This is a genomic window from Rugamonas sp. DEMB1, from assembly GCF_029834475.1.
GTDB lineage: Bacteria > Pseudomonadota > Gammaproteobacteria > Burkholderiales > Burkholderiaceae_D > Rugamonas > Rugamonas rubra.
In genome coordinates, this window is sequence record NZ_CP122407.1 from 3670514 (window position 1) to 3689251 (window position 18738).

Below are 18738 nucleotides of genomic sequence, written 5' to 3' on the forward strand. Positions count from 1 at the left end.
TCCTTTAAAAATCTGATTGATCGGCCATGCTGCGAGTCACCTCGTCAGGCTTTGTTTGCGACGTCTTGTTGGAGTCGTTCCACCAGGGCCTCGATGGACATTACGCCCAGATCGACATTGCCCCGTGCCCGCACGGCCACGGTGTTGGCATCCCGTTCTTTGTCGCCCACCACCAAAATGTAGGGCAGTTTTTGTACGGAATGTTCGCGTATTTTATACGTTATCTTCTCGTTGCGCAAATCGGTCTGCACGCGGAACCCGCATTGGCGCAGCTTTTGCGCCACTTTCTGCACATATTCCGCCTGCGCGTCGGAGATGTTCAACACCGAGATCTGGATCGGCGCCAACCACATCGGCAAGGCGCCGGCGTGGTTCTCGATCAGGATGCCGATGAAGCGCTCGAGCGAGCCGACGATGGCGCGGTGCAGCATGACCGGCACCTTGCGGCTGTTGTCGATCGCCACATACTCGGCGCCCAGCCGGCCCGGCATCGAGAAGTCGACCTGCATCGTGCCGACCTGCCATGGGCGGCCCAGCGAATCCTTCAGGTGGTACTCGATCTTGGGGCCGTAGAAGGCGCCCTCGCCCGGCAGCTCGGTCCAGCTGACGCCGCAGGCGCGCAGCGCCGAGCGCAGCGATTCCTCGGCCATGTCCCACACCTCGTCGGAGCCGATGCGGTTGTCCGGGCGCAGCGCCAGCTTGACGTCGATGTTCTCGAAGCCGAAATCGTCGTACACCTCCATCGCCTGGGCATGGAAGGCGGTCACCTCGGACTCGACCTGCTCTTCGGTGCAGAAGATGTGGCCGTCGTCCTGGGTGAAGCCGCGCACGCGCATGATGCCGTGCAGCGCGCCGGACGGCTCGTTGCGGTGGCACTGGCCGAATTCGCCGAAGCGCAGCGGCAGGTCGCGGTAGCTCTTCATGCCGGAGTTGTAGATCTGCACGTGGCCCGGACAGTTCATCGGCTTCAGCGCGTAGGAGCGGTTCTCCGACTCGGTGGAGAACATGTTCTCGCGGTAGTTCTCCCAGTGGCCGGTCTTCTCCCACAGCGTGCGGTCGAGGATCTGCGGCGCCTTCACCTCCTGGTAGCCGTTGACCTGGTATTTATTGCGCATGTATTGCTCGACGGCTTGCCAGATGGCCCAGCCCTTCGGATGCCAGAACACCAGGCCCGGCGCCTCGTCCTGGAAGTGGAAGAAGTCGAGTTGCTTGCCCAGCTTGCGGTGGTCGCGCTTTTCCGCCTCTTCCAGCACGTGCAGGTATTGCTCCTGGTCTTCCTTCTTGGCCCAGGCGGTGCCGTAGACGCGCTGCAGCATCTCGTTCTTGTTGTCGCCGCGCCAGTAGGCGCCGGCCAGCTTCATCAGCTTGAACACTTTCAGCTTGCCGGTCGAGGGCACGTGGGGGCCACGGCACAGGTCGGTGAAATTGCCTTCGCTGTACAGCGAGACGTCCTGGTCGGCCGGGATCGATTCGATGATCTCGGCCTTGTAGGCTTCGCCGATCGACTTGAAGTAGGCGACGGCCTCGTCGCGCGGCAAGACCTTGCGAGTGACCTGCTCGTCCTTCTTGGCCAGCTCGGTCATTTTCTTTTCGATCAGCACCAGGTCGTCCGGCGTGAACGGGCGCTTGTACGAGAAGTCGTAGTAGAAACCGTTTTCGATCACCGGGCCGATGGTCACCTGCGCCTCGGGGAACAATTCCTTGACGGCGTGGGCCAGCAAGTGGGCGGTCGAGTGGCGGATCACTTCCAGGCCGTCGGCGTCCTTGTCGGTGATGATGGCCAGATCGGAATCTTTTTCGATCAGGAAGGAGGTATCCACCAACTTGCCGTCGACCTTGCCGGCCAAGGCGGCCTTGGCCAGGCCGGTGCCGATGCTGGCCGCCACTTGCGCAACGGTGACGGGGCCGTCGAACTCACGGGCTGAACCATCTGGAAGGCGGACTGAAAGCATAGTGATCTCCATAGTGGCGCGGACGCCGGGTAATTGGTACAAAAAAATTAACAACGAAAATGCGGACGAAAAAAAACGCGGGCTAGCCGCGTTTTCTCACTTTTTGACAAGCAAAGGAAATCCGATCGACTAGCGTCACTCCCAAATCTTGGTAGTAGTTCGCGGTGTCATAACCGGTTTTGCCTTTCTCGCTCTTACATATATTCTGGTGGGCGGTGAGGAATTCGAATCCCCGACCCCTTGGATGTCGACCAAGTATTCTAACCAGCTGAACTAACCGCCCTCGGCCTGCACATTTGACTGCACCTGCGTTTTTTACTGCTCTTGCTCTGTTACCGTACCGCGAATTCTGGTGGGCGGTGAGGAATTCGAATCCCCGACCCCTTGGATGTCGACCAAGTATTCTAACCAGCTGAACTAACCGCCCCGTGCCGCGCATTGTACCGCGCCTGCCTTGTTTCTACTACCCCTGCAACTACTGTATTTCATGTTCTGGTGGGCGGTGAGGAATTCGAATCCCCGACCCCTTGGATGTCGACCAAGTATTCTAACCAGCTGAACTAACCGCCCGAAGCCCAAGATTATAGAGAGCCGAACGGACAATTACAAGGGCTTTCATAGGAAACATTGATGAAAAGCATTGCGCGTGCAAAACACCGCAACAAACCCTGCGCCGAGGGGGGGGAGGTGTCTGGAGCGCTAGGACCACCCAGATGCGCAAAGCCAGGGTCAGACCCTCAGGGTCTGACCCTAGATTTTCGCCGCTGGTTTTTGCCCAACTTAACGGCATGGACGCGCCCGGGACGGCACCATCCCTTACACTAGACACAACGCCACTCGACGCCATCCAACCATGTCCGCCAAATCCACCACGCCCTCCTCCACCCATCTGCACGCCCACCTGGACGGCGACGCCAAGCACGCCCACTACGTCGAGCGGCGCAGCCAGAAGGTGCTGGGCTGGGCGCTGCTGTTGACGCTCGGTTTCGCCGTGGTCGAGGTGGCGGCCGGCTTCCTGTCGAATTCACTGGCGTTGATCTCCGACGCCGGCCACATGGTGACCGACGCCGCCGCGCTCGGCCTGGCCCTGCTGGCGCAGTTGATCGCCAAGCGGCCGCCGTCGGCGCGCCACTCCTTCGGCTTCGGCCGCGCCGAGGCGCTGGCCGCCTTCGTCAACGGCATGGCGATGCTGGCGGTGGTGGCCTGGATCGTTGTCGAGGCGGTGCAACGCTTCAGCCATCCGCCTTCGGTGCAAGGCGGCACGGTATTCGTGGTGGCGGCGATCGGCCTGGCGATCAATGTGGCGGTGGCCTGGGTGCTGTCGCACGACAAAGACAGCATGAACACCCGCGCCGCGCTGGTACACGTGATGGGCGACCTGCTCGGCTCCGTCGCGGCGCTGCTGGCCGGCGGCGTGATCTATCTGACGGGGTGGATGCAGATCGATCCGCTGTTGTCGCTGCTCGTCTCGCTGCTGATCTTGAAGTCGACGGTCGGCGTGCTGCGCGAGTCCTACCACTTCCTGATGGAGGGCGTGCCGCAGCAGATCGATTATTTGCAGGTGGGCGCCGACCTGGAACAGGTGGCCGGGGTGTTGTCGGTGCACGATCTGCACGTGTGGGATATGTCGCCGGGCCAGCCGGCCTTGATCGGCCATATCGAGATCGCCGAGCTGCAGCAATGGCCGCAGGTGCTGGCCGCCGTCAAGGCGATGCTGCTGGCGCGCCACGGCATCGACCATGTGACCCTGCAGGCGGAAGTGGCGGGCATGCAGCATCGGCCGCACGCCCACCATTGAGATACTTCACACGCAGCGGCGCTAGGCGCGCCGCGCCTCCATCACGCCGCTCACCTCGGTGATGGCCATCAGCGCTTTTTGCAGCTGCGCCGTGGCGCCGATCTCCGCCGTGAAGGTCATGCGCGCCTGTCCCTTGGCGCTCTGCGTGTTGACGCCGATGACGTTGATCTTCTCGCGCGAGAAGATCTCCGAGATGTCGCGCAGCAGGCCCTGGCGGTCGCCCGCCAGGATGAAGATGTCGACCGGGTAGACCGTGTCCGACTGCGCGCGGCCCCACTCGGTGACGATGACCCGCTCCGGCGCCTTGCTGCGCATCTCGGCGAAGTTCTTGCACGTGGTGCGGTGGATCGACACGCCCTTGCCGCGCGTGACGAAGCCGACGATGCCGTCCGGCGGCGCCGGCTTGCAGCACTTGGCCAGCGCCGTCATCAGGCCGTCGGTGCCGACCACCAGCACGCCGGACTTGGCGCCCTGCTCGACGCTGGAGGCGCGGCTCTTGCCGAGGACGACGGCGTCCTCCGGCTCGGCCACCTCGCCGGTGTCGTGCAGCGCCTGCTCGACGTGGCGCAGGCTGAACTCGTCCTTGCCGACCGAGAGGAACAGGTCGTCGACCTTGGCGAAGCCGAGCTTGTGCGCCAGCGACTCCAGGTTGACGGCGGTCTTGCCCTCGCGCTGCAGCGATTTTTCCACCAAGGCGCGGCCGTTCGACAGCGTCTCCTGCATGTCAATGGCGTGGAACCAGGCGCGGATCTTCGAACGGGTGCGGGTGCTGACCGTGTAGTCGTTGCCCAGCCAGTCGCGCGACGGGCCGGCGGTGCCGGGCGCGCCCTTGGCGGTGATGATCTCGCAGGTCTGGCCGTTCTTCAGCGGCGTGTTGAGCGGCACCATGATGCCGTCGACGCGGGCGCCACGGCAGCGGTGGCCGACGTCGCTGTGCAAATGGTAGGCGAAGTCGACCGCCGTGGCGCCGACCGGCAGTTCGAGCACGCGGGCCTGCGGCGTGAGCACGAAGATGCGGTCGTCCAGGGCGGCCGACTTGAGCTTCTCGACCCACTCGCGCTGGATGTCCTCCTGGCCGACGACGGCGTCGGCGACGTCGGATTTCCAGGCCAGCAGCTGGCGCAGCCAAGCGATCTTCTCGTCGTATTTTTGGCCGGAGAAGTTGGAGCCGCCCTCCTCCTTGTAGCGCCAGTGCGCCGCCACGCCGTACTCGGCGAAGCTGTGCATTTCCTGGGTGCGGATCTGCACCTCCAGCGGCCGGCCGTCCTCCGCCGTCACCACCGTGTGCAGCGACTGGTAGCCGTTCGGTTTCGGTCGCGAGATGTAGTCGTCGAACTCCTTCGGGATCGGCGTCCAGATGTTGTGCACCACGCCGAGCACCGTGTAGCAGGTCTTGACGTCGGCGACGATGACGCGGAAGGCGCGCACGTCGTACAGGTCGGTGAAGTCGAGCTCCTTGCCGCGCATCTTGCTCCAGATGCTGTAGATGTGCTTGGGCCGGCCGAACACCTCGGCCTGGATGCCGGCCGCCGCCATCTCGGTCTGCAGGCGCAGGATGGCCGAGGTGACGAAGCCCTCGCGCATCATGCGCTTTTCCTCCAACATCTTGGCGATGCGCTTGTAGGCGTCCGGCTCGATGAAGCGGAACGACAAGTCCTCCAGCTCCCACTTGAGCTGCCAGATGCCCAGGCGGTTGGCCAGCGGCGCGTACAGGTCCAGCGTCTCGCGGCCGTAGGCGCGGGTGACGTCGTCGAAGCGCTTGCTGTCGGCGAAGAAGCGCAAGGTGGTGATGCAGGAGGCCAGGCGCACCAGCACCACGCGCATGTCCGAGGCCATCGCCAGCAGCATCTTGCGCAGCGTTTCGACCTGGGCCACGGCCAGCTGGGCGGCGTTGCGGCCACGGCCGCCGCCGCCGTGCTGGCCGACGGTCAGCTCGCGCAGGCGGATCAACTGGCGCACGCCGGTGGCCAGGTCGCACACCTCCTGGCCGAAGCGCGGCTCGATGGTCGGCACCTGGGTCGGGTCGAGCAGGGTCAGCTCGAACATCAGGCCGGCGATGCGGGTCTCGGCGTCTGAGCGCAGGAAGGCCAGCGTGCTGGCCACGCCGACGGAAAAGTCGAAGGCGCTTTGGCCGTGGCCGCTGAGGGTGGTGCCGTAGACCTCGCTGGCGTAGTCGAGCGCGGCGAGCACGCGCGCGCCGTCCTCGGCCGTGAGGCCCTGCACCAGCTGGTCCGACGTCGCGCTGTTGAGCGCCGCGATGGAAACCATACCGCCCCTAGCGCTGCGCGGCGACGACGACGATCTCGACCAGCACGGCCGGATCGGCCAGCCTGGCCTCGACGGTGGCGCGCGGCGGCGTGTGGCCGCTCGGCACCCACACGTCCCACTCCTCGTTCATGCCGGCGAAGTGGGCCATGTCGGCGATGTAGATCTGGCAGCTGAGGATGCAGGTCTTGTCGCTGCCCGCCTCGGCCAGCAGGCGGTCGACGTGGCCCAGCACCTCGCGGGTCTGGCCGGCGATGTCCTGCGTGGTGTCCTCGGCGATCTGGCCGGCCAGGTAGACCGTGCTGTTGTGGATGGCCACTTCGGACAGGCGCTTGCCTACATACAGTCGTTTGATTTCCATGCTTTTTACTCTCAATCTTGGTTCTGAAACGTGAAGCGAATACGGTGCTGCGAAAAACGGGGGATGCCGGCAGATGCGCCCGCGCGGCTATTTATTCAACAGGAACTTGCGCACCACGGCGATCTGCTCGTCGTGGATGAAGGTGGGGGCGTGGCCGACGCCGGCGATCTCGACCAGCTCGGCGCGCGGGCCGCGCCGGGTCATGCCCAGCGCCGTGTCGCGCGACAGCAGGTCGGACTCGGCGCCGCGCACCAGCAGGGTCGGGCAGGTGACGGCGTCGTAGGCGCTCCACAGCGCCGCCTCGTCGGCCTGGGCCGACTCCGGCGTGGCCGAGCGGAACGGCTGGGCCAGGCCCATGTCGTAGTGGCGCACCCACATGCCGTCCTTGTCCTGGCGCAGCACGTCGGCCGCCAGCTTGTGCCACTCGGCCTCGCTGTGCGGGCCGAACGGTTGCGACACGTCGCGGATGAACTTGGCCGCCTCGTCGAAGGTGGGGAAGCGCAGGCCCTGGCCGATGTAGTCGCCGATGCGCTGCAGCGCCGTCGGGTCGAGCACCGGGCCGATGTCGTTGAGGACCAGCTTGCTGACCGGGCTGTCCGGCAGCGCCGCCATGCCCAGGCCGATCAGGCCGCCCATCGAGGTGCCGAACCAGTCGACCGTCTGGCGCTCGCCGTTGGCCAGCACGCGCGCCAGCAAGGTCACCATGTCGGCGACGTATTGCGGAATGCGGTAGAGCTGGGGGTTGCGCAGGCGGCCGGAACGGCCACGGCCGACCACGTCGGGGCAGACCACGCGGTAGTCGGCGGCGAGGGCGCGCGCCATGCTGTCGAAGTCGTCGGCGACGCGGGTCACGCCGTGCACGCAGACCAGCACATTGGGATTGTCGGCGTCGCCCCATTCCTTGTACGCCATCTGGTGCAGACCAGCCATCGACAAACACTGAACCGACTTAATTTTTGCTTCGAGCATGCCACTTCCTTGTCAGATGCGGATTCGTCACCAAATGACCGCATGGGGATTTTTATGTAATGTTGGCCGGCGATGACATTTTACCGGTCGTTGCGCTTAAAATCTTACCGCAGTGTAGCGCAGCGGCGCCCATACCACCAACCCAACATCTTTCACCACAGGGGAAACCATGGCAAGCACTAACGCAGACAAGCTTTTGAGCGGCAAAACGGCACTGGTCACCGGCTCCACCTCGGGCATCGGCCTGGGCATGGCGCGCGCGCTGGCCGGCAGCGGCGCCAACATCCTGTTCAACGGCTTCGGCGACGCCGCCGAGATCGAGCAGCTGCAGACCGACGTGGCCAAGGAATTCGGCGTGCGAACCGCCTACCACAACGCCGACATGTCCAAGCCGGCCGAGATCGAGGCGATGATCGCCTTCGCCGACGACAAGTTCGGCGGCGTCGACGTGCTGGTCAACAACGCCGGCATCCAATACGTCGCCAACATCGAGGATTTCCCCACCGAGAAATGGGATGCCATCATCGCCATCAACCTGACCTCGGCCTTCCACACCTCGCGCCTGGTGCTGCCGCGCATGCGGGCGAAGAACTGGGGCCGCATCATCAACCTGGCCTCGACCCACGGCCTGGTCGGCTCGGCGCAGAAGTCGGCCTATGTGGCGGCCAAGCACGGCCTGATCGGCCTGACCAAGGTCGGCGCGCTGGAGACGGCCACCACCGGCGTCACCGTCAACGCCATCTGCCCCGGCTTCGTGCTGACGCCGCTGGTGCAAAAACAGGTCGACGCGCGCGCCAGCAAGGACGGCATCAGCAACGACGCCGCCAAGCAGGCCCTGCTGGCCGACAAGCAACCGTCCGGCGAGTTCGTCACGCCCGAGGAGCTGGGCGCGCTGGCGGTGTTCCTGTGCAGCGACGCCGCCAAACAGGTGCGCGGCGTGGCCTGGAACATGGACGGCGGCTGGGTCGCCCAGTAGGCGCCGTCGGCTCTCAACCCACCCTAAGGCAGAGAGCCAGGGTCAGACCCCGAGGGTCTGACCCTAGGTTTTGCCTGTGGCTTGCACGGCCTGTGGCCCGTGCGCCACGAGCAGATATCACCAACCGTGATTTGCGGTTAACCACAATGGTGATATCTGGCGGCTTGACTCATCATGAACTCCTCAAATATTCCACCGCTTTCCGAGGAGCTTCCGTGAAAAAGCCGTTCTACAAAATTCTCTACATCCAGGTGCTGTTCGCCATCGCCTGCGGCATCCTGCTCGGGGAGTTCTTCCCCAAGGACGCGGTGGCCATGAAGCCGTTCGGCGACGGCTTCATCAAACTGATCAAGATGATCATCGCGCCGGTGATCTTCTGCACCGTCGTATCCGGCATCGCCGGCATGCAGGACATCAAGAAAATCGGCCGCGTCGGCGGCAAGGCCCTGTTGTACTTCGAGGTGGTGTCCACCTTCGCGCTGGTGATCGGCCTGTTCGTCGCCAACATCCTGCGCCCGGGCGCCGGCTTCAACGCCGACCCGGCCACGCTCGACACCAAGTCGATCGCCGAGTACACCGCCAAGGCCAAGGGCCAGTCGACCACCGACTTCGTCATGAACATCATCCCCAACACCGTGGTCGACGCCTTCGCCAAGGGCGAGATCCTGCAGGTGCTGCTGGTGGCCATTTTGTTCGGCTTCGCGCTGTCGCTGATCGGCGAGCGCGGCAAGCCGGTCACCAAGCTGATCGACGACCTGTCGGCCGCCATCTTCGCCGTCGTCGCCATCATCATGAAGGCCGCCCCGGTCGGCGCCTTCGGTGCCATGGCCTTCACCATCGGCAAGTACGGCATCGCCTCGCTGAAGCCGCTGGCGGCGTTGATGGGCTCCTTCTACCTGACCTGCGCCCTGTTCATCTTCATCGTCCTCGGCGCCATCTGCAAGTACACCGGCTTCTCGATCGGCCGCTTCATCCTCTACATCAAGGAAGAACTGCTGATCGTGCTGGGCACCAGCTCGTCGGAAAGCGCCCTGCCCTCGCTGATGACCAAGCTGGAACGCCTCGGCTGCTCGAAATCGGTGGTCGGCCTGGTGGTTCCCACCGGCTACTCGTTCAACCTGGACGGCACCAACATCTACATGACCATGGCCGCCCTGTTCGTCGCCCAGGCCACCAACACCGACCTGACGCTGACCCAGGAGCTGACCATCCTCGGCGTGGCGATGCTGACCTCGAAGGGCGCCTCCGGCATCACCGGCGCCGGCTTCATCACCCTGGCGGCGACCCTGGCCGTGGTGCCGACCATTCCGGTGGCCGGCATGGCGCTGATCCTCGGCATCGACCGCTTCATGAGCGAATGCCGCGCCCTGACCAACTTCATCGGCAACGGTGTGGCCACGGTGGTGGTGTCGAGCTGGGAAAAGGAATTGAACCACGACACGCTGAAGCGCGAACTGGCCAACCCCGGCTCGACCGTGATCGATCCCGACCTGATCCCGATCAGCCGCGCGCACCACGCCTAGGCCGCCCCTGGCGGCGAAAAAAAAATCCCCGCACAGCGATGTGCGGGGATTTTTTTATTGCCAAGCCGCGCTTACTGGAAGGATTTGACCAGCGCGTCGAACTTGACCTTCAGCGCGTGGTCGTGCGGCAGGACCGGCGGCACCTCGCGTTCGACCTTGAGCAGCTGGTAGACCGCCATCTGCGCCGCCCGCACCGAGTACTCGACGGTGAAGACGACGTCGTCGGCGACCTCGACGAACTGGCTGACGAAGGCCAGGTTGCGGGTGTTGGCGGGCACCGGCAGCGGCCGGTCGCTCTTGACGCGCGGCATGAACATGCTGGTGATGTAGGGCATGCGGCAGGGAATGCAATTGGCCTTGGCCATCACCTCGTAGTCGAAGTTCAAATGGCCGCACAGCTCGCGCAAAATCTCCTCGCCGCTGCAGTCGGCCATCGGCTTGGCGACGAAGTTGCCGATACGGTCGGGGTGCAGCGCGTAGCCCCAGAACACTTGCACGCCCTCGGGCTGGCCGGCGAAGTGCGGCTGGTGCGCCAGCACGATCGACATGAACCAGTTGGAGTCCTTGAAGGTGACCAGGCCGCCGGTGCCGGCGCTGTTGCCGCTGAACTTCTCCATGCGGTCGAAGAAGGCGCTGTCGTGCAGGGTCACGGTGAACGACTCCCACCACGATTCAGGGATGCTGGAATTGAAGGCGGCCGGATTGCCGAACTGCGGCCGGCCCGCCGCCAGCTTTTCCCACAAGGCCCAGCCGCCGCTGTCGCGCTTGCTGAGCTTGGGCGGCGCGCTGCTCATCGAGCCGTAGCTGGCGGCGTCGGTCATCGAGCCGTTTTGGAAGAACAGCAGGTCGTCGGGGCCGAGCTCGACGCGCTCGCTGGCGCCGTCGCGCAGGCATTGCAGCGCCGTCGCCATGGTCACGCCGTCCTGCTCCTTGAGTTCGATGTCCTCCACCTTGCAGCCGGTGAGCACGCGCACACCCTGCTGCTGCAGCCAGTGCTGCAGCGGCCGCACCAGGGAATCGAATTGGTTGTAGACGGTGCGCTTGACGCCGGCCAACGTTTCAATGCGCGAGAACTCCATCATGAAACGGTGCAGATAGCGCTTGAACTCGACCGCGCTGTGCCAGGGTTGGAAGGCGAAGGTGGTGGCCCACATGAACCAGAACTTGGTCTCGAAGAAGGCCGGCGACAGCCAGTCGGTGATGGCGCTGCCGTCCAGCACGTCCTCGCTGGCCTCGCTCAGGCGCAGCAACTCCAGGCGGTCGGTCATCGAGAAGCCCATCGACTTGACGTCCAGCTTGAAGCGGTTGCGGTCGACCAGTCGCGCCATCGAGTGCGAGACGTGCTTCTCGTTGAAGGCGATGGTTTCCTCGTAGACGCTGCGGCCCGGGTGTTCGAGCGAGGGAATCGACTTGAACAATTCCCAGGTGCATTCGTAGTTGTCGGTGGTGAGCATGCGGCCGCCGCGCAGCGTGTAGCCGTCGGTCGGGTTGCCGCCGCCGTCGAGGCTGCCGCCGGCGATGTCCATGGCCTCGAAGATGGTGATGTCGGCGCCGCTGACGCCGCCGTCTCGGATCATGAAGGCGGCGGCGGCGAGCGAACCGATGCCGCCTCCGACCAGATAAGCTTTAATTGGGGTATGCATTGTGTCCTCTGTGGAATGTATTGCAATGATTGTATGTTGTACATACCATCAAGTCAGTACGCTACACCACACAGGGCGAAACGGCCAGTCCCGCGCCTTGGCGGGCCGGCGTAAACGGCAACGGCACGCCGCAGGGGCGTGCCGTTGCGTACCGTTCAGTGCCGCCGCCGCGTTATACGGCGGAAACGTCCAGATCGGCGCCGGTGGCGGCCTTGACGTCGTCCTTGCTGACGCCGGGCGCCAGTTCGATCAGCTTGAGGCCCTGCGGCGTCACCTCGATCACGCCGAGGTCGGTGATGACCAGGTCGACCACGCCGACGCCGGTCAACGGCAGGTCGCATTTTTTCAGCAGCTTGTGCGAGGTCGAGCCGTCCTTGGCGGTGGCGACGTGCTCCATCAGCACGACGACGCGCTTGACGCCGGCCACCAGGTCCATGGCGCCGCCCATGCCCTTGACCATTTTGCCGGGGATCATCCAGTTGGCCAGGTCGCCCTGCTGCGACACCTGCATGGCGCCGAGGATGGCCAGGTTGATCTTGCCGCCACGGATCATGCCGAAGGAGTCGGCCGAGCTGAAGTAGGCCGAGCCGGGCAGCGCCGTCACGGTCTGCTTGCCGGCGTTGATCAGGTCGGCGTCGACCTCGGCGTCGGTCGGGAAGGGGCCGATGCCCAGCAGGCCGTTCTCCGACTGCAGGAACACCTCGATGTCCTGCGGCACGTAGTTGGCCACCAGGGTGGGCAGGCCGATGCCCAGGTTCACATAAAATCCGTCCTGCAATTCCTTCGCCGCGCGCGCGGCCATTTCGTCACGAGTCCATGCCATAGTAATCTCCGTCTTTCTTTGTTCTGGGGTGCCGGGCGCCTAGGCGGCGGCGCGCACGGTGCGCTGCTCGATGCGTTTTTCCGGCGTGGCGTTGACCACGATGCGCTGCACGAAGATGCTCGGCAGGTGGACCTGGTCGGGATCGATCTCGCCGACCTCGACGAGCTCCTCGACCTCGGCGATGGTGATCTTGCCGGCCATCGCCACGTTCGGGTTGAAGTTGCGCGCGGTCTTGCGGAACACCAGGTTGCCGGCCTTGTCGGCCTTCCAGGCCTTGACCAGCGACACGTCGGCCACCAGGCTGCGTTCCATCACGTATTGCTCGCCGTCGAACTCGCGGATCTCCTTGCCGTCGGCGACGATGGTGCCGACGCCGGTCTTGGTGAAAAAGGCCGGGATGCCGGCGCCGCCGGCGCGCAGTTTTTCCGCCAAGGTGCCCTGCGGGGTGAATTCGAGCTCGAGCTCGCCGGCCAGGTACTGGCGGGCGAACTCCTTGTTCTCGCCGACGTAGGAGGCGATCATCTTCTTGATCTGGCGCGTCTCGAGCAGCTGGCCGAGGCCGAAGCCGTCGACGCCGGCGTTGTTGGAGATGGCGGTCAGCCCGGTCACGCCGGAATCGCGCAGCGCCAGGATCAGGGCCTCGGGGATGCCGCACAGGCCGAAGCCGCCGACGGCGATGGTTTGACCGTTTTGGACCACGCCAGCCAGGGCTGAGGCGGCGTCCGGATACACTTTGTTCATACGCGTCCCTTATCTTTTGTTAAGCTGTGTCGCTTTGTTTTGTTGATATCGCATGCAGCGCAACGTCTCAGCATAAAATACACAAAACAAAAGCACAATACCGTAGAACTACCTGCATTCTTTCCCTCGACCAGAATTGAAACCGCGCCAGATGAATGCACCGCAAGCCATCGATTACGAAACCATTTTCCTGCACGCGCCGGTCGGCATGTGCATTTCCGAGAACCGCGTCATCCAGTCCTGCAACGAGGCGCTGGCGGCGATGTTCGGCTACACGCGCGGCATGCTCGAGGCCTGTCCTTCCAGGTGCTCTACCCCACCGCCGACGAGTTCCTGCGCACCGGCGACCGCATCATCCCGATCATGAACGCGCGCGGCCGCTACTCGGACGAGCGCATCATGCGGCGCGCCAACCAGGAGCTGTTCTGGTGCCACGTCAGCGGCCACGCCCTCAAGCTCAACGAGCCGCTCGGGCCCGGCATCTGGACCTTCGAGGACGTCAGCGAGAAACGCCCGGTGACGGCCGAGCTGACCCCGCGCGAGCGCGAGATCGCCGCCCTGCTGGTCGAGGGCAAGACCAGCAAGGTCATCGCCCGGCAGATCGACCTGTCGCCGCGCACGGTGGAGATGCACCGCGCCAAGCTGATGCGCAAATTCTCCGCCGCCACCTCGTCCGAACTGGTGCACAAGCTCGTTGGCCTGCAACAGCAATAGGCCGCCTAGACCAGGCCGCGGCGCTGTCGACGCGCCACGGCGGCCCCGCCCTGCCATGCCCTGCCGCGCCGGTGTCGGGCGCGGCCCGTCCTTACATCGCCAGCATGCCGTCGTCGGCCGAGATGATGGCGCCGTTGATGAAGTGCGAATCCTCGCCGGCCAGCAGCAAGAGCAGGCCGTCGAGGCTCGTCCGGCTTGCCGGCGCGCTTGCGCGGCAGCATCTCGACCAGTTTCTGGCCCTGCTCGCTGGTGAAATAGTCCTCGTTGATCTCGGTCGAAATGTAGCCCGGGCAGATGGCGTTGGTGTTGATGTTGTACTTGCCCCACTCGACCGCCATGGCCTTGGTCATCTGCACCACGCCGGCCTTGCTCATGCAGTAGACGCCGATCTGCGGCAGCACGCGCAGGCCGGCCACCGAGGCGATGTTGATGATGCGGTGTTGTTTTTTGGGGTCGCCCTTGGCGCGCGCGATCATCCGCTTGGCGGTCTGCTGGGCGACGAAAAAGGCGCCGCGCAGGTTGGTGTCCATGACGAAGGCGTAGTCCTCCGGCGAGACGTCGACCAGGCGCTGGGTGTTGGACACGCCGGAGTTGTTGACCAGGATGTCGATCGGTCCGGCCTCCGTCTCGGCGTGGGCGATGGCCGACTTGATGCTGGCGAAGTCGGTCACGTCCAGGCTGACCACGTGGGCCGCGCCGCCGTCCGCTTCGATCTCGGCGCGCAGCTCCTTGAGCCGCTCGGTGCGGCGCGAGGCCAGCACCACTTGGGCGCCGGCCTGCGCCAGCACCTTGGCGAAACGCGCGCCCAAGCCGCTGGAGGCGCCGGTGATGAGGGCGATTTTTCCCTCGAAATTGACTTCTATACCCACGAGCTACTCCCTTACTTGGAACTATCTGATTGTCTGGTGATCCATTGTAGACGCGCGGCGCACACCCCTGCGCTATCTAAGCGCAATCATTACACAAATCGCCAGTATTAGATTGCGGCATCTAATAATGTCCTCCAAAATGGCGCCAAAGTTGCAATCCGCAGCAAAAAGAAGCACACTCGTGCTTAAATTTTTCTCCACTATAAAAAAACACCATGACACAGCCTAATAATCTAGTTGAACAGTACGGCCCACGCGATGCGATGGAATACGACGTCGTCATCGTCGGCGGCGGCCCTGCTGGCTTGTCGGCGGCGATCAAGATCAAGCAGTTGGCGGCCGACAAGGGCCAGGAAGTGTCCGTCGTCGTGCTGGAAAAAGGCGGCGAGCTGGGCGCGCACATCCTGTCGGGCGCGGTGATGGACCCGAAGGCGCTCACCGAGCTGATCCCCAACTGGAAGGAGCTGGGCGCGCCGCTGCACACCGAGGTGAGCGAGGACCGCGTGCTGTTCCTGACCGAAACCAAGGCCTACAAGACGCCGAACTTCGTCCTGCCGGCCTGCTTCGAGAACCATGGCAACTACGTGATCTCGCTGGGCAACGTGGTGCGCTGGCTGGGCCAGCAGGCCGAGGCGCTGGGCGTCGAGGTGTTCCCCGGCTTCGCCGCCGCCGAGATCCTGTACAACGAGGACGGCTCGGTCAAGGGCGTGGCCACCGGCAACATGGGCGTCAAGCGCGACGGCCAGCCCGGTCCCGACTTCCAGATCGGCATGGAGCTGCACGGCAAGTACACCCTGTTCGCCGAGGGCGCCCGCGGCCACCTTGGCAAACAATTGATGGCCAAGTACGACCTGAACAAGGGCAAGGCCCGCAATCCTACGGCATCGGCATCAAGGAACTGTGGGAAATCGACCCGGCCAAGCACCAGCCCGGGCTGGTCGTCCACACCACCGGCTGGCCGCTCGACAGCAAGACCTACGGCGGCTCCTTCCTTTACCACCTGGAAAACAACCAGGTGATGGTCGGCTACGTGGTCGGCCTGAATTATGAAAACCCCTACCTGTCGCCATACGAGGAGTTCCAGCGCTACAAGACCCACCCGGCCATCCGCGGCTTCTTCGAAGGCGCCAAGCGGATTTCCTACGGCGCCCGCGCCATCACCGCCGGCGGCCTGCAGTCGCTGCCGAAACTGGTGTTCCCGGGCGGCGCGCTGATCGGCTGCGACGCCGGCTTCCTCAACATGAGCCGCATCAAGGGCAGCCACGCCGCCATCAAGAGCGGCATGCTGGCCGCCGAGGCGGTGTTCGAGGCGCTGGGCGCGCAACGCCAGCACGACGAGCTGAGCGCCTTCCCGGCCGCCTTCGAGCAGTCCTGGCTGCACGAGGAGCTGCACGTGGCGCGCAACGTCAAGCCTTGGCTGAGCAAGGGCCTGTACCTGGGCAGCGTGATGACCGCCATCGACCAGCTGATCCTGCGCGGCAAGGCGCCGTGGACCCTGCGCCACAGCTACGCCGACCACGAGTGCCTGAAGCCGGCCGCCCAATGCAAGCCGATCGTCTATCCCAAGCCGGACGGCAAGCTGACCTTCGACCGCCTGTCGTCGGTGTTCATCTCCAACACCAACCACGCCGAGGACCAGCCGATCCACCTGACCCTGAGGAACGCCAGCGTGCCGGTCGACGTCAACCTGGCCCAGTTCGCCGGCCCGGAGGCGCGCTACTGTCCGGCCGGGGTGTACGAGTTCGTCAAGACCGACGAGGGCGCCGACCGTCTGCAGATCAACGCGCAGAACTGCGTGCACTGCAAGACCTGCGACATCAAGGGCCCGACCCAGAACATCGTCTGGATCACACCGGAGGGCGGCGGCGGACCGAACTATCCAAACATGTAAGGCCGCCGGCCCGCCGGCCGGACTAGGCGGAAAAGCAACAAAACAGCGCGCGGTGAGCCCCACCCCGCGCTGTTTTTTCTTTTATGCATGATATTTTCCGCGCCGGGACGGTGGAAACGGCCCATAATCCGCTGGTGGAAACGCCCCGTACGGCTGGCCCGGCGCGCGGTTTAAGGGCTGAAATAATTTATTTTCGAAAATTTCCACAAAGCATTTAATGTCCTCCCCTCAATGGTCGTCTTGTACTTGGGAGAGCATCAAAACGTTGCTCCGAACTGAACCCACCTACCAGGAGTTATCCCATGCTGAGCCTTCACACCAACGCTGCTGCCCTCTCCGCACAGAACTCGATTACCCGCACCCAGTCCAGCCTGTCGACTTCGCAGACCCGTCTGAGCACCGGCTTCCGCATCAACTCGGCAATGGACGACGCCGCCGGCCTGCAGATCGCCACCCGGCTGAAAGCCCAGACCAGCGGTATGGCAGTGGCAATGCGCAACACCCAGAATTCGATCTCGATGATGCAGACCGCCGAAGGCGCGCTCGACGAGACCACCAACATCCTGATCCGCATGAAAGACCTGGCCACCCAGGCGGCCGACGGCTCGTCGAACGCGGCTGACAAAACCTCCATGCAATCCGAATTCGACGCACTGACCCAGGAACTGACCAACATCGTCGGCAACACCTCGTTCGGCGGCCAGAAGCTGATGAACGACACCACCGGCACCTTTGCCCTCGGCGCAGGCGTGGACTTCCAGATCGGCGCCTCGACCACGGAAAAAATGAACGTGAACGTGTCGGCCGCGATAGGCGTCATGCACGGTGCGATCGTCGCAGCCGCCACCGGCTACGTCAACACCGGTGTCGCCGCCACCCCGTCCGGCACCGAATTGACCGCCACCGCCGGCGCCACCATCGACCTGCTGAAGACCGCGATCGACGAGGTCGGCACCGTCCGCTCGCAACTGGGTGCGGCATCGAACCGCCTGGACCACGTCTACAACAACTTGGCCAACGTCTCGACCAACACCAAGGCCGCTGCCGGCCGCATCATGGACACCGACTTCGCCGCTGAATCGTCGAGCATGACCTCGAACCAGATGCTGCTGCAAGCCGGCACCGCGATGCTGAAGCAAAGCAACAGCACCTCGTCGCTGGTCATGTCCCTGCTGCAATAATCGTAGCCTCTTCCTGCGCTGGCGACAGGCGGGAACACCAGGAGCCAACCGGAGACCCGGTTGGCTTTTTTTTTGCCCAGCAAGACGTGAGAAAGCACGATGGCATTCGACCGCATAGGGCCCCACCACCGCGCCGCTCGGCCCGCTCGAGCGGCAGTCGCAACACACCGGCCCGGCGCCGGCCCCCGCGCTGGGCGAGGACGGCGTGTATCCGCTCGCGCCGCGCGCCCCCGGCGCGGTCGACCTGTTACCCGACGGCGGCGACGGCCGCCCCCTGCCCCGGGCCCAGGCCGGCATGGACGCCCTGTTCAGCGACAAGCTGGGCGCCAACGACCCGGCGGCGATGCGCCCCAACCAATTGTTCATGTCGCGCCAGCTGGTGTGGCAGCAGCCCGACACCAACGCCATGGCGGCCTCCTGGTTCGTCATGGTGCGCACCTACGGCGCCCAGCGCGACGCGCTGCTGCAACAGGCCGCCGGCCAGCACGTGCCGGCCAGCCTGTTCATGGCCGACCACACGCCGAACTCGATGCGCGAGGGCCGCCCCGGCCTGCCGCTGGTCACCGAGATGGAGCCGTGGCGCTTCGCCGTCTACGCCTGGGGGGCGGAAAAACTGGTGTTGAGGGTGGTCGCCAAGGACGGCGACAGCGAGCAAACGCGGCGCCGGCGGCGCCGCGTCGCGCTGCGGCTGGAGTTGATGCTGCCGGGCGTGGGCCGGGTGGTGATCCAGATGGAGCCGGCCGGCAGCGGCGTGGTGCTGGAGGTGGGCGCGCAACAAAGCTCGGCGATGCAGCACATGCGCGAAATGCTGCCGCTGCTGGCCTCGACGGTCAGCCGCTCCGGCCTGACCATCCTGCGCTGCCGCCTGCTGCGCGAGCTGGCGCCCAACGCCCAGGGCGCCGCCCTGCCCACCCGCGAGCAGATCGCCACGCTGGGCAAGGCGATGTTCAAGGCCATGGCCGAGGTGGCCGTGCTGCTGTCGCAGCCGCTGCCGCCGGACGACCTGTTCTCCGAAACGGCCTGAGCGGCGGT

Annotated in this window: 12 protein-coding genes, 3 tRNA genes and 3 pseudogenes; 7 read left to right on the forward strand and 11 right to left on the reverse strand. The window is 64.6% G+C overall.

Annotated features, from left to right (window positions below; all coding sequences use genetic code 11):
* Nucleotides 1-44: 44 nt before the first annotated feature.
* From thrS to QC826_RS16625, 4 genes are all read right to left on the reverse strand, one after another.
* Entirely contained in the window at nt 45-1952 is a 1908-nt protein-coding gene (thrS, locus tag QC826_RS16610) for a threonine--tRNA ligase (protein ID WP_093383777.1), read from the reverse strand.
* 206 nt (nt 1953-2158) lie between these two features.
* Nucleotides 2159-2235, reverse strand: a tRNA-Val gene (locus tag QC826_RS16615).
* A gap of 67 nt (nt 2236-2302) precedes the next feature.
* Nucleotides 2303-2379 (reverse strand) — tRNA-Val (locus QC826_RS16620).
* A gap of 66 nt (nt 2380-2445) precedes the next feature.
* Nucleotides 2446-2522 (reverse strand) — tRNA-Val (locus QC826_RS16625).
* A 283-nt stretch (nt 2523-2805) separates the two neighbouring features.
* Here QC826_RS16625 and QC826_RS16630 point away from each other — a divergent pair.
* Nucleotides 2806-3750, forward strand: a complete 945-nt coding sequence (locus QC826_RS16630) for a cation diffusion facilitator family transporter (RefSeq protein ID WP_279761625.1) — start codon at nt 2806-2808, stop codon at nt 3748-3750.
* Between the two features lie 21 nt (nt 3751-3771).
* On the opposite strand, the gene QC826_RS16635 is transcribed toward QC826_RS16630, so the two are convergent.
* The 3 genes from QC826_RS16635 to QC826_RS16645 all read right to left on the reverse strand — a co-directional run bounded on the left by QC826_RS16635 (nt 3772) and on the right by QC826_RS16645 (nt 7345).
* Complete coding sequence (locus QC826_RS16635) at nt 3772-6018, reverse strand: bifunctional (p)ppGpp synthetase/guanosine-3',5'-bis(diphosphate) 3'-pyrophosphohydrolase (RefSeq protein WP_279761626.1); 2247 nt, start codon at nt 6016-6018, stop codon at nt 3772-3774.
* Nucleotides 6019-6025: 7 nt separating this feature from the next.
* Complete coding sequence (locus QC826_RS16640) at nt 6026-6376, reverse strand: RidA family protein (RefSeq protein ID WP_279761627.1); 351 nt, start codon at nt 6374-6376, stop codon at nt 6026-6028.
* Nucleotides 6377-6463: 87 nt separating this feature from the next.
* Nucleotides 6464-7345 (reverse strand): alpha/beta fold hydrolase, encoded by an 882-nt coding sequence (locus QC826_RS16645; RefSeq protein ID WP_279761628.1) that lies wholly within the window; start codon nt 7343-7345, stop codon nt 6464-6466.
* Nucleotides 7346-7514: 169 nt separating this feature from the next.
* Between QC826_RS16645 and QC826_RS16650 the strand changes: the two genes are divergently transcribed.
* Complete coding sequence (locus QC826_RS16650) at nt 7515-8321, forward strand: 3-hydroxybutyrate dehydrogenase (RefSeq protein WP_279761629.1); 807 nt, start codon at nt 7515-7517, stop codon at nt 8319-8321.
* A 215-nt stretch (nt 8322-8536) separates the two neighbouring features.
* Nucleotides 8537-9844, forward strand: coding sequence for a dicarboxylate/amino acid:cation symporter (locus QC826_RS16655; RefSeq protein ID WP_279761630.1), 1308 nt, complete (start codon nt 8537-8539; stop codon nt 9842-9844).
* A gap of 71 nt (nt 9845-9915) precedes the next feature.
* On the opposite strand, the gene QC826_RS16660 is transcribed toward QC826_RS16655, so the two are convergent.
* The 3 genes from QC826_RS16660 to QC826_RS16670 all read right to left on the reverse strand — a co-directional run bounded on the left by QC826_RS16660 (nt 9916) and on the right by QC826_RS16670 (nt 13051).
* Nucleotides 9916-11487 (reverse strand): oleate hydratase, encoded by a 1572-nt coding sequence (locus QC826_RS16660; RefSeq protein ID WP_279761631.1) that lies wholly within the window; start codon nt 11485-11487, stop codon nt 9916-9918.
* Nucleotides 11488-11659: 172 nt separating this feature from the next.
* On the reverse strand, nt 11660-12310 hold the full coding sequence (locus QC826_RS16665) for a CoA transferase subunit B (protein WP_279761632.1): 651 nt from the start codon (nt 12308-12310) through the stop codon (nt 11660-11662).
* Between the two features lie 39 nt (nt 12311-12349).
* Nucleotides 12350-13051, reverse strand: a complete 702-nt coding sequence (locus QC826_RS16670; RefSeq protein WP_093383805.1) for a CoA transferase subunit A — start codon at nt 13049-13051, stop codon at nt 12350-12352.
* 151 nt (nt 13052-13202) lie between these two features.
* Here QC826_RS16670 and QC826_RS16675 point away from each other — a divergent pair.
* Nucleotides 13203-13765, forward strand: a pseudogene (locus QC826_RS16675) (LuxR C-terminal-related transcriptional regulator).
* A 91-nt stretch (nt 13766-13856) separates the two neighbouring features.
* Here the strand turns inward: QC826_RS16675 and QC826_RS16680 are convergent.
* A pseudogene (locus tag QC826_RS16680) lies at nt 13857-14634 on the reverse strand (SDR family oxidoreductase).
* Nucleotides 14635-14897: 263 nt separating this feature from the next.
* Here QC826_RS16680 and QC826_RS16685 point away from each other — a divergent pair.
* The 3 genes and pseudogenes from QC826_RS16685 to QC826_RS16695 all read left to right on the forward strand — a co-directional run bounded on the left by QC826_RS16685 (nt 14898) and on the right by QC826_RS16695 (nt 18730).
* A pseudogene (locus tag QC826_RS16685) lies at nt 14898-16525 on the forward strand (electron transfer flavoprotein-ubiquinone oxidoreductase).
* Nucleotides 16526-16827: 302 nt separating this feature from the next.
* On the forward strand, nt 16828-17706 hold the full coding sequence (locus QC826_RS16690; RefSeq protein ID WP_279761633.1) for a flagellin: 879 nt from the start codon (nt 16828-16830) through the stop codon (nt 17704-17706).
* A gap of 205 nt (nt 17707-17911) precedes the next feature.
* Nucleotides 17912-18730, forward strand: a complete 819-nt coding sequence (locus QC826_RS16695) for a hypothetical protein (protein WP_279761634.1) — start codon at nt 17912-17914, stop codon at nt 18728-18730.
* The last annotated feature ends 8 nt before the right edge of the window (nt 18731-18738 follow it).

Bases quoted from the DNA above. Each gene is read 5' to 3' on its own strand.
- thrS (WP_093383777.1), bottom strand. From the start codon at position 1,952: ATGCTTTCAGTCCGCCTTCCAGATGGTTCAGCCCGTGAGTTCGACGGC.
- QC826_RS16630 (WP_279761625.1), top strand. From the start codon at position 2,806: ATGTCCGCCAAATCCACCACGCCCTCCTCCACCCATCTGCACGCCCAC.
- QC826_RS16635 (WP_279761626.1), bottom strand. From the start codon at position 6,018: ATGGTTTCCATCGCGGCGCTCAACAGCGCGACGTCGGACCAGCTGGTG.
- QC826_RS16640 (WP_279761627.1), bottom strand. From the start codon at position 6,376: ATGGAAATCAAACGACTGTATGTAGGCAAGCGCCTGTCCGAAGTGGCC.
- QC826_RS16645 (WP_279761628.1), bottom strand. From the start codon at position 7,345: ATGCTCGAAGCAAAAATTAAGTCGGTTCAGTGTTTGTCGATGGCTGGT.
- QC826_RS16650 (WP_279761629.1), top strand. From the start codon at position 7,515: ATGGCAAGCACTAACGCAGACAAGCTTTTGAGCGGCAAAACGGCACTG.
- QC826_RS16660 (WP_279761631.1), bottom strand. From the start codon at position 11,487: ATGCATACCCCAATTAAAGCTTATCTGGTCGGAGGCGGCATCGGTTCG.
- QC826_RS16665 (WP_279761632.1), bottom strand. From the start codon at position 12,310: ATGGCATGGACTCGTGACGAAATGGCCGCGCGCGCGGCGAAGGAATTG.
- QC826_RS16670 (WP_093383805.1), bottom strand. From the start codon at position 13,051: ATGAACAAAGTGTATCCGGACGCCGCCTCAGCCCTGGCTGGCGTGGTC.
- QC826_RS16690 (WP_279761633.1), top strand. From the start codon at position 16,828: ATGCTGAGCCTTCACACCAACGCTGCTGCCCTCTCCGCACAGAACTCG.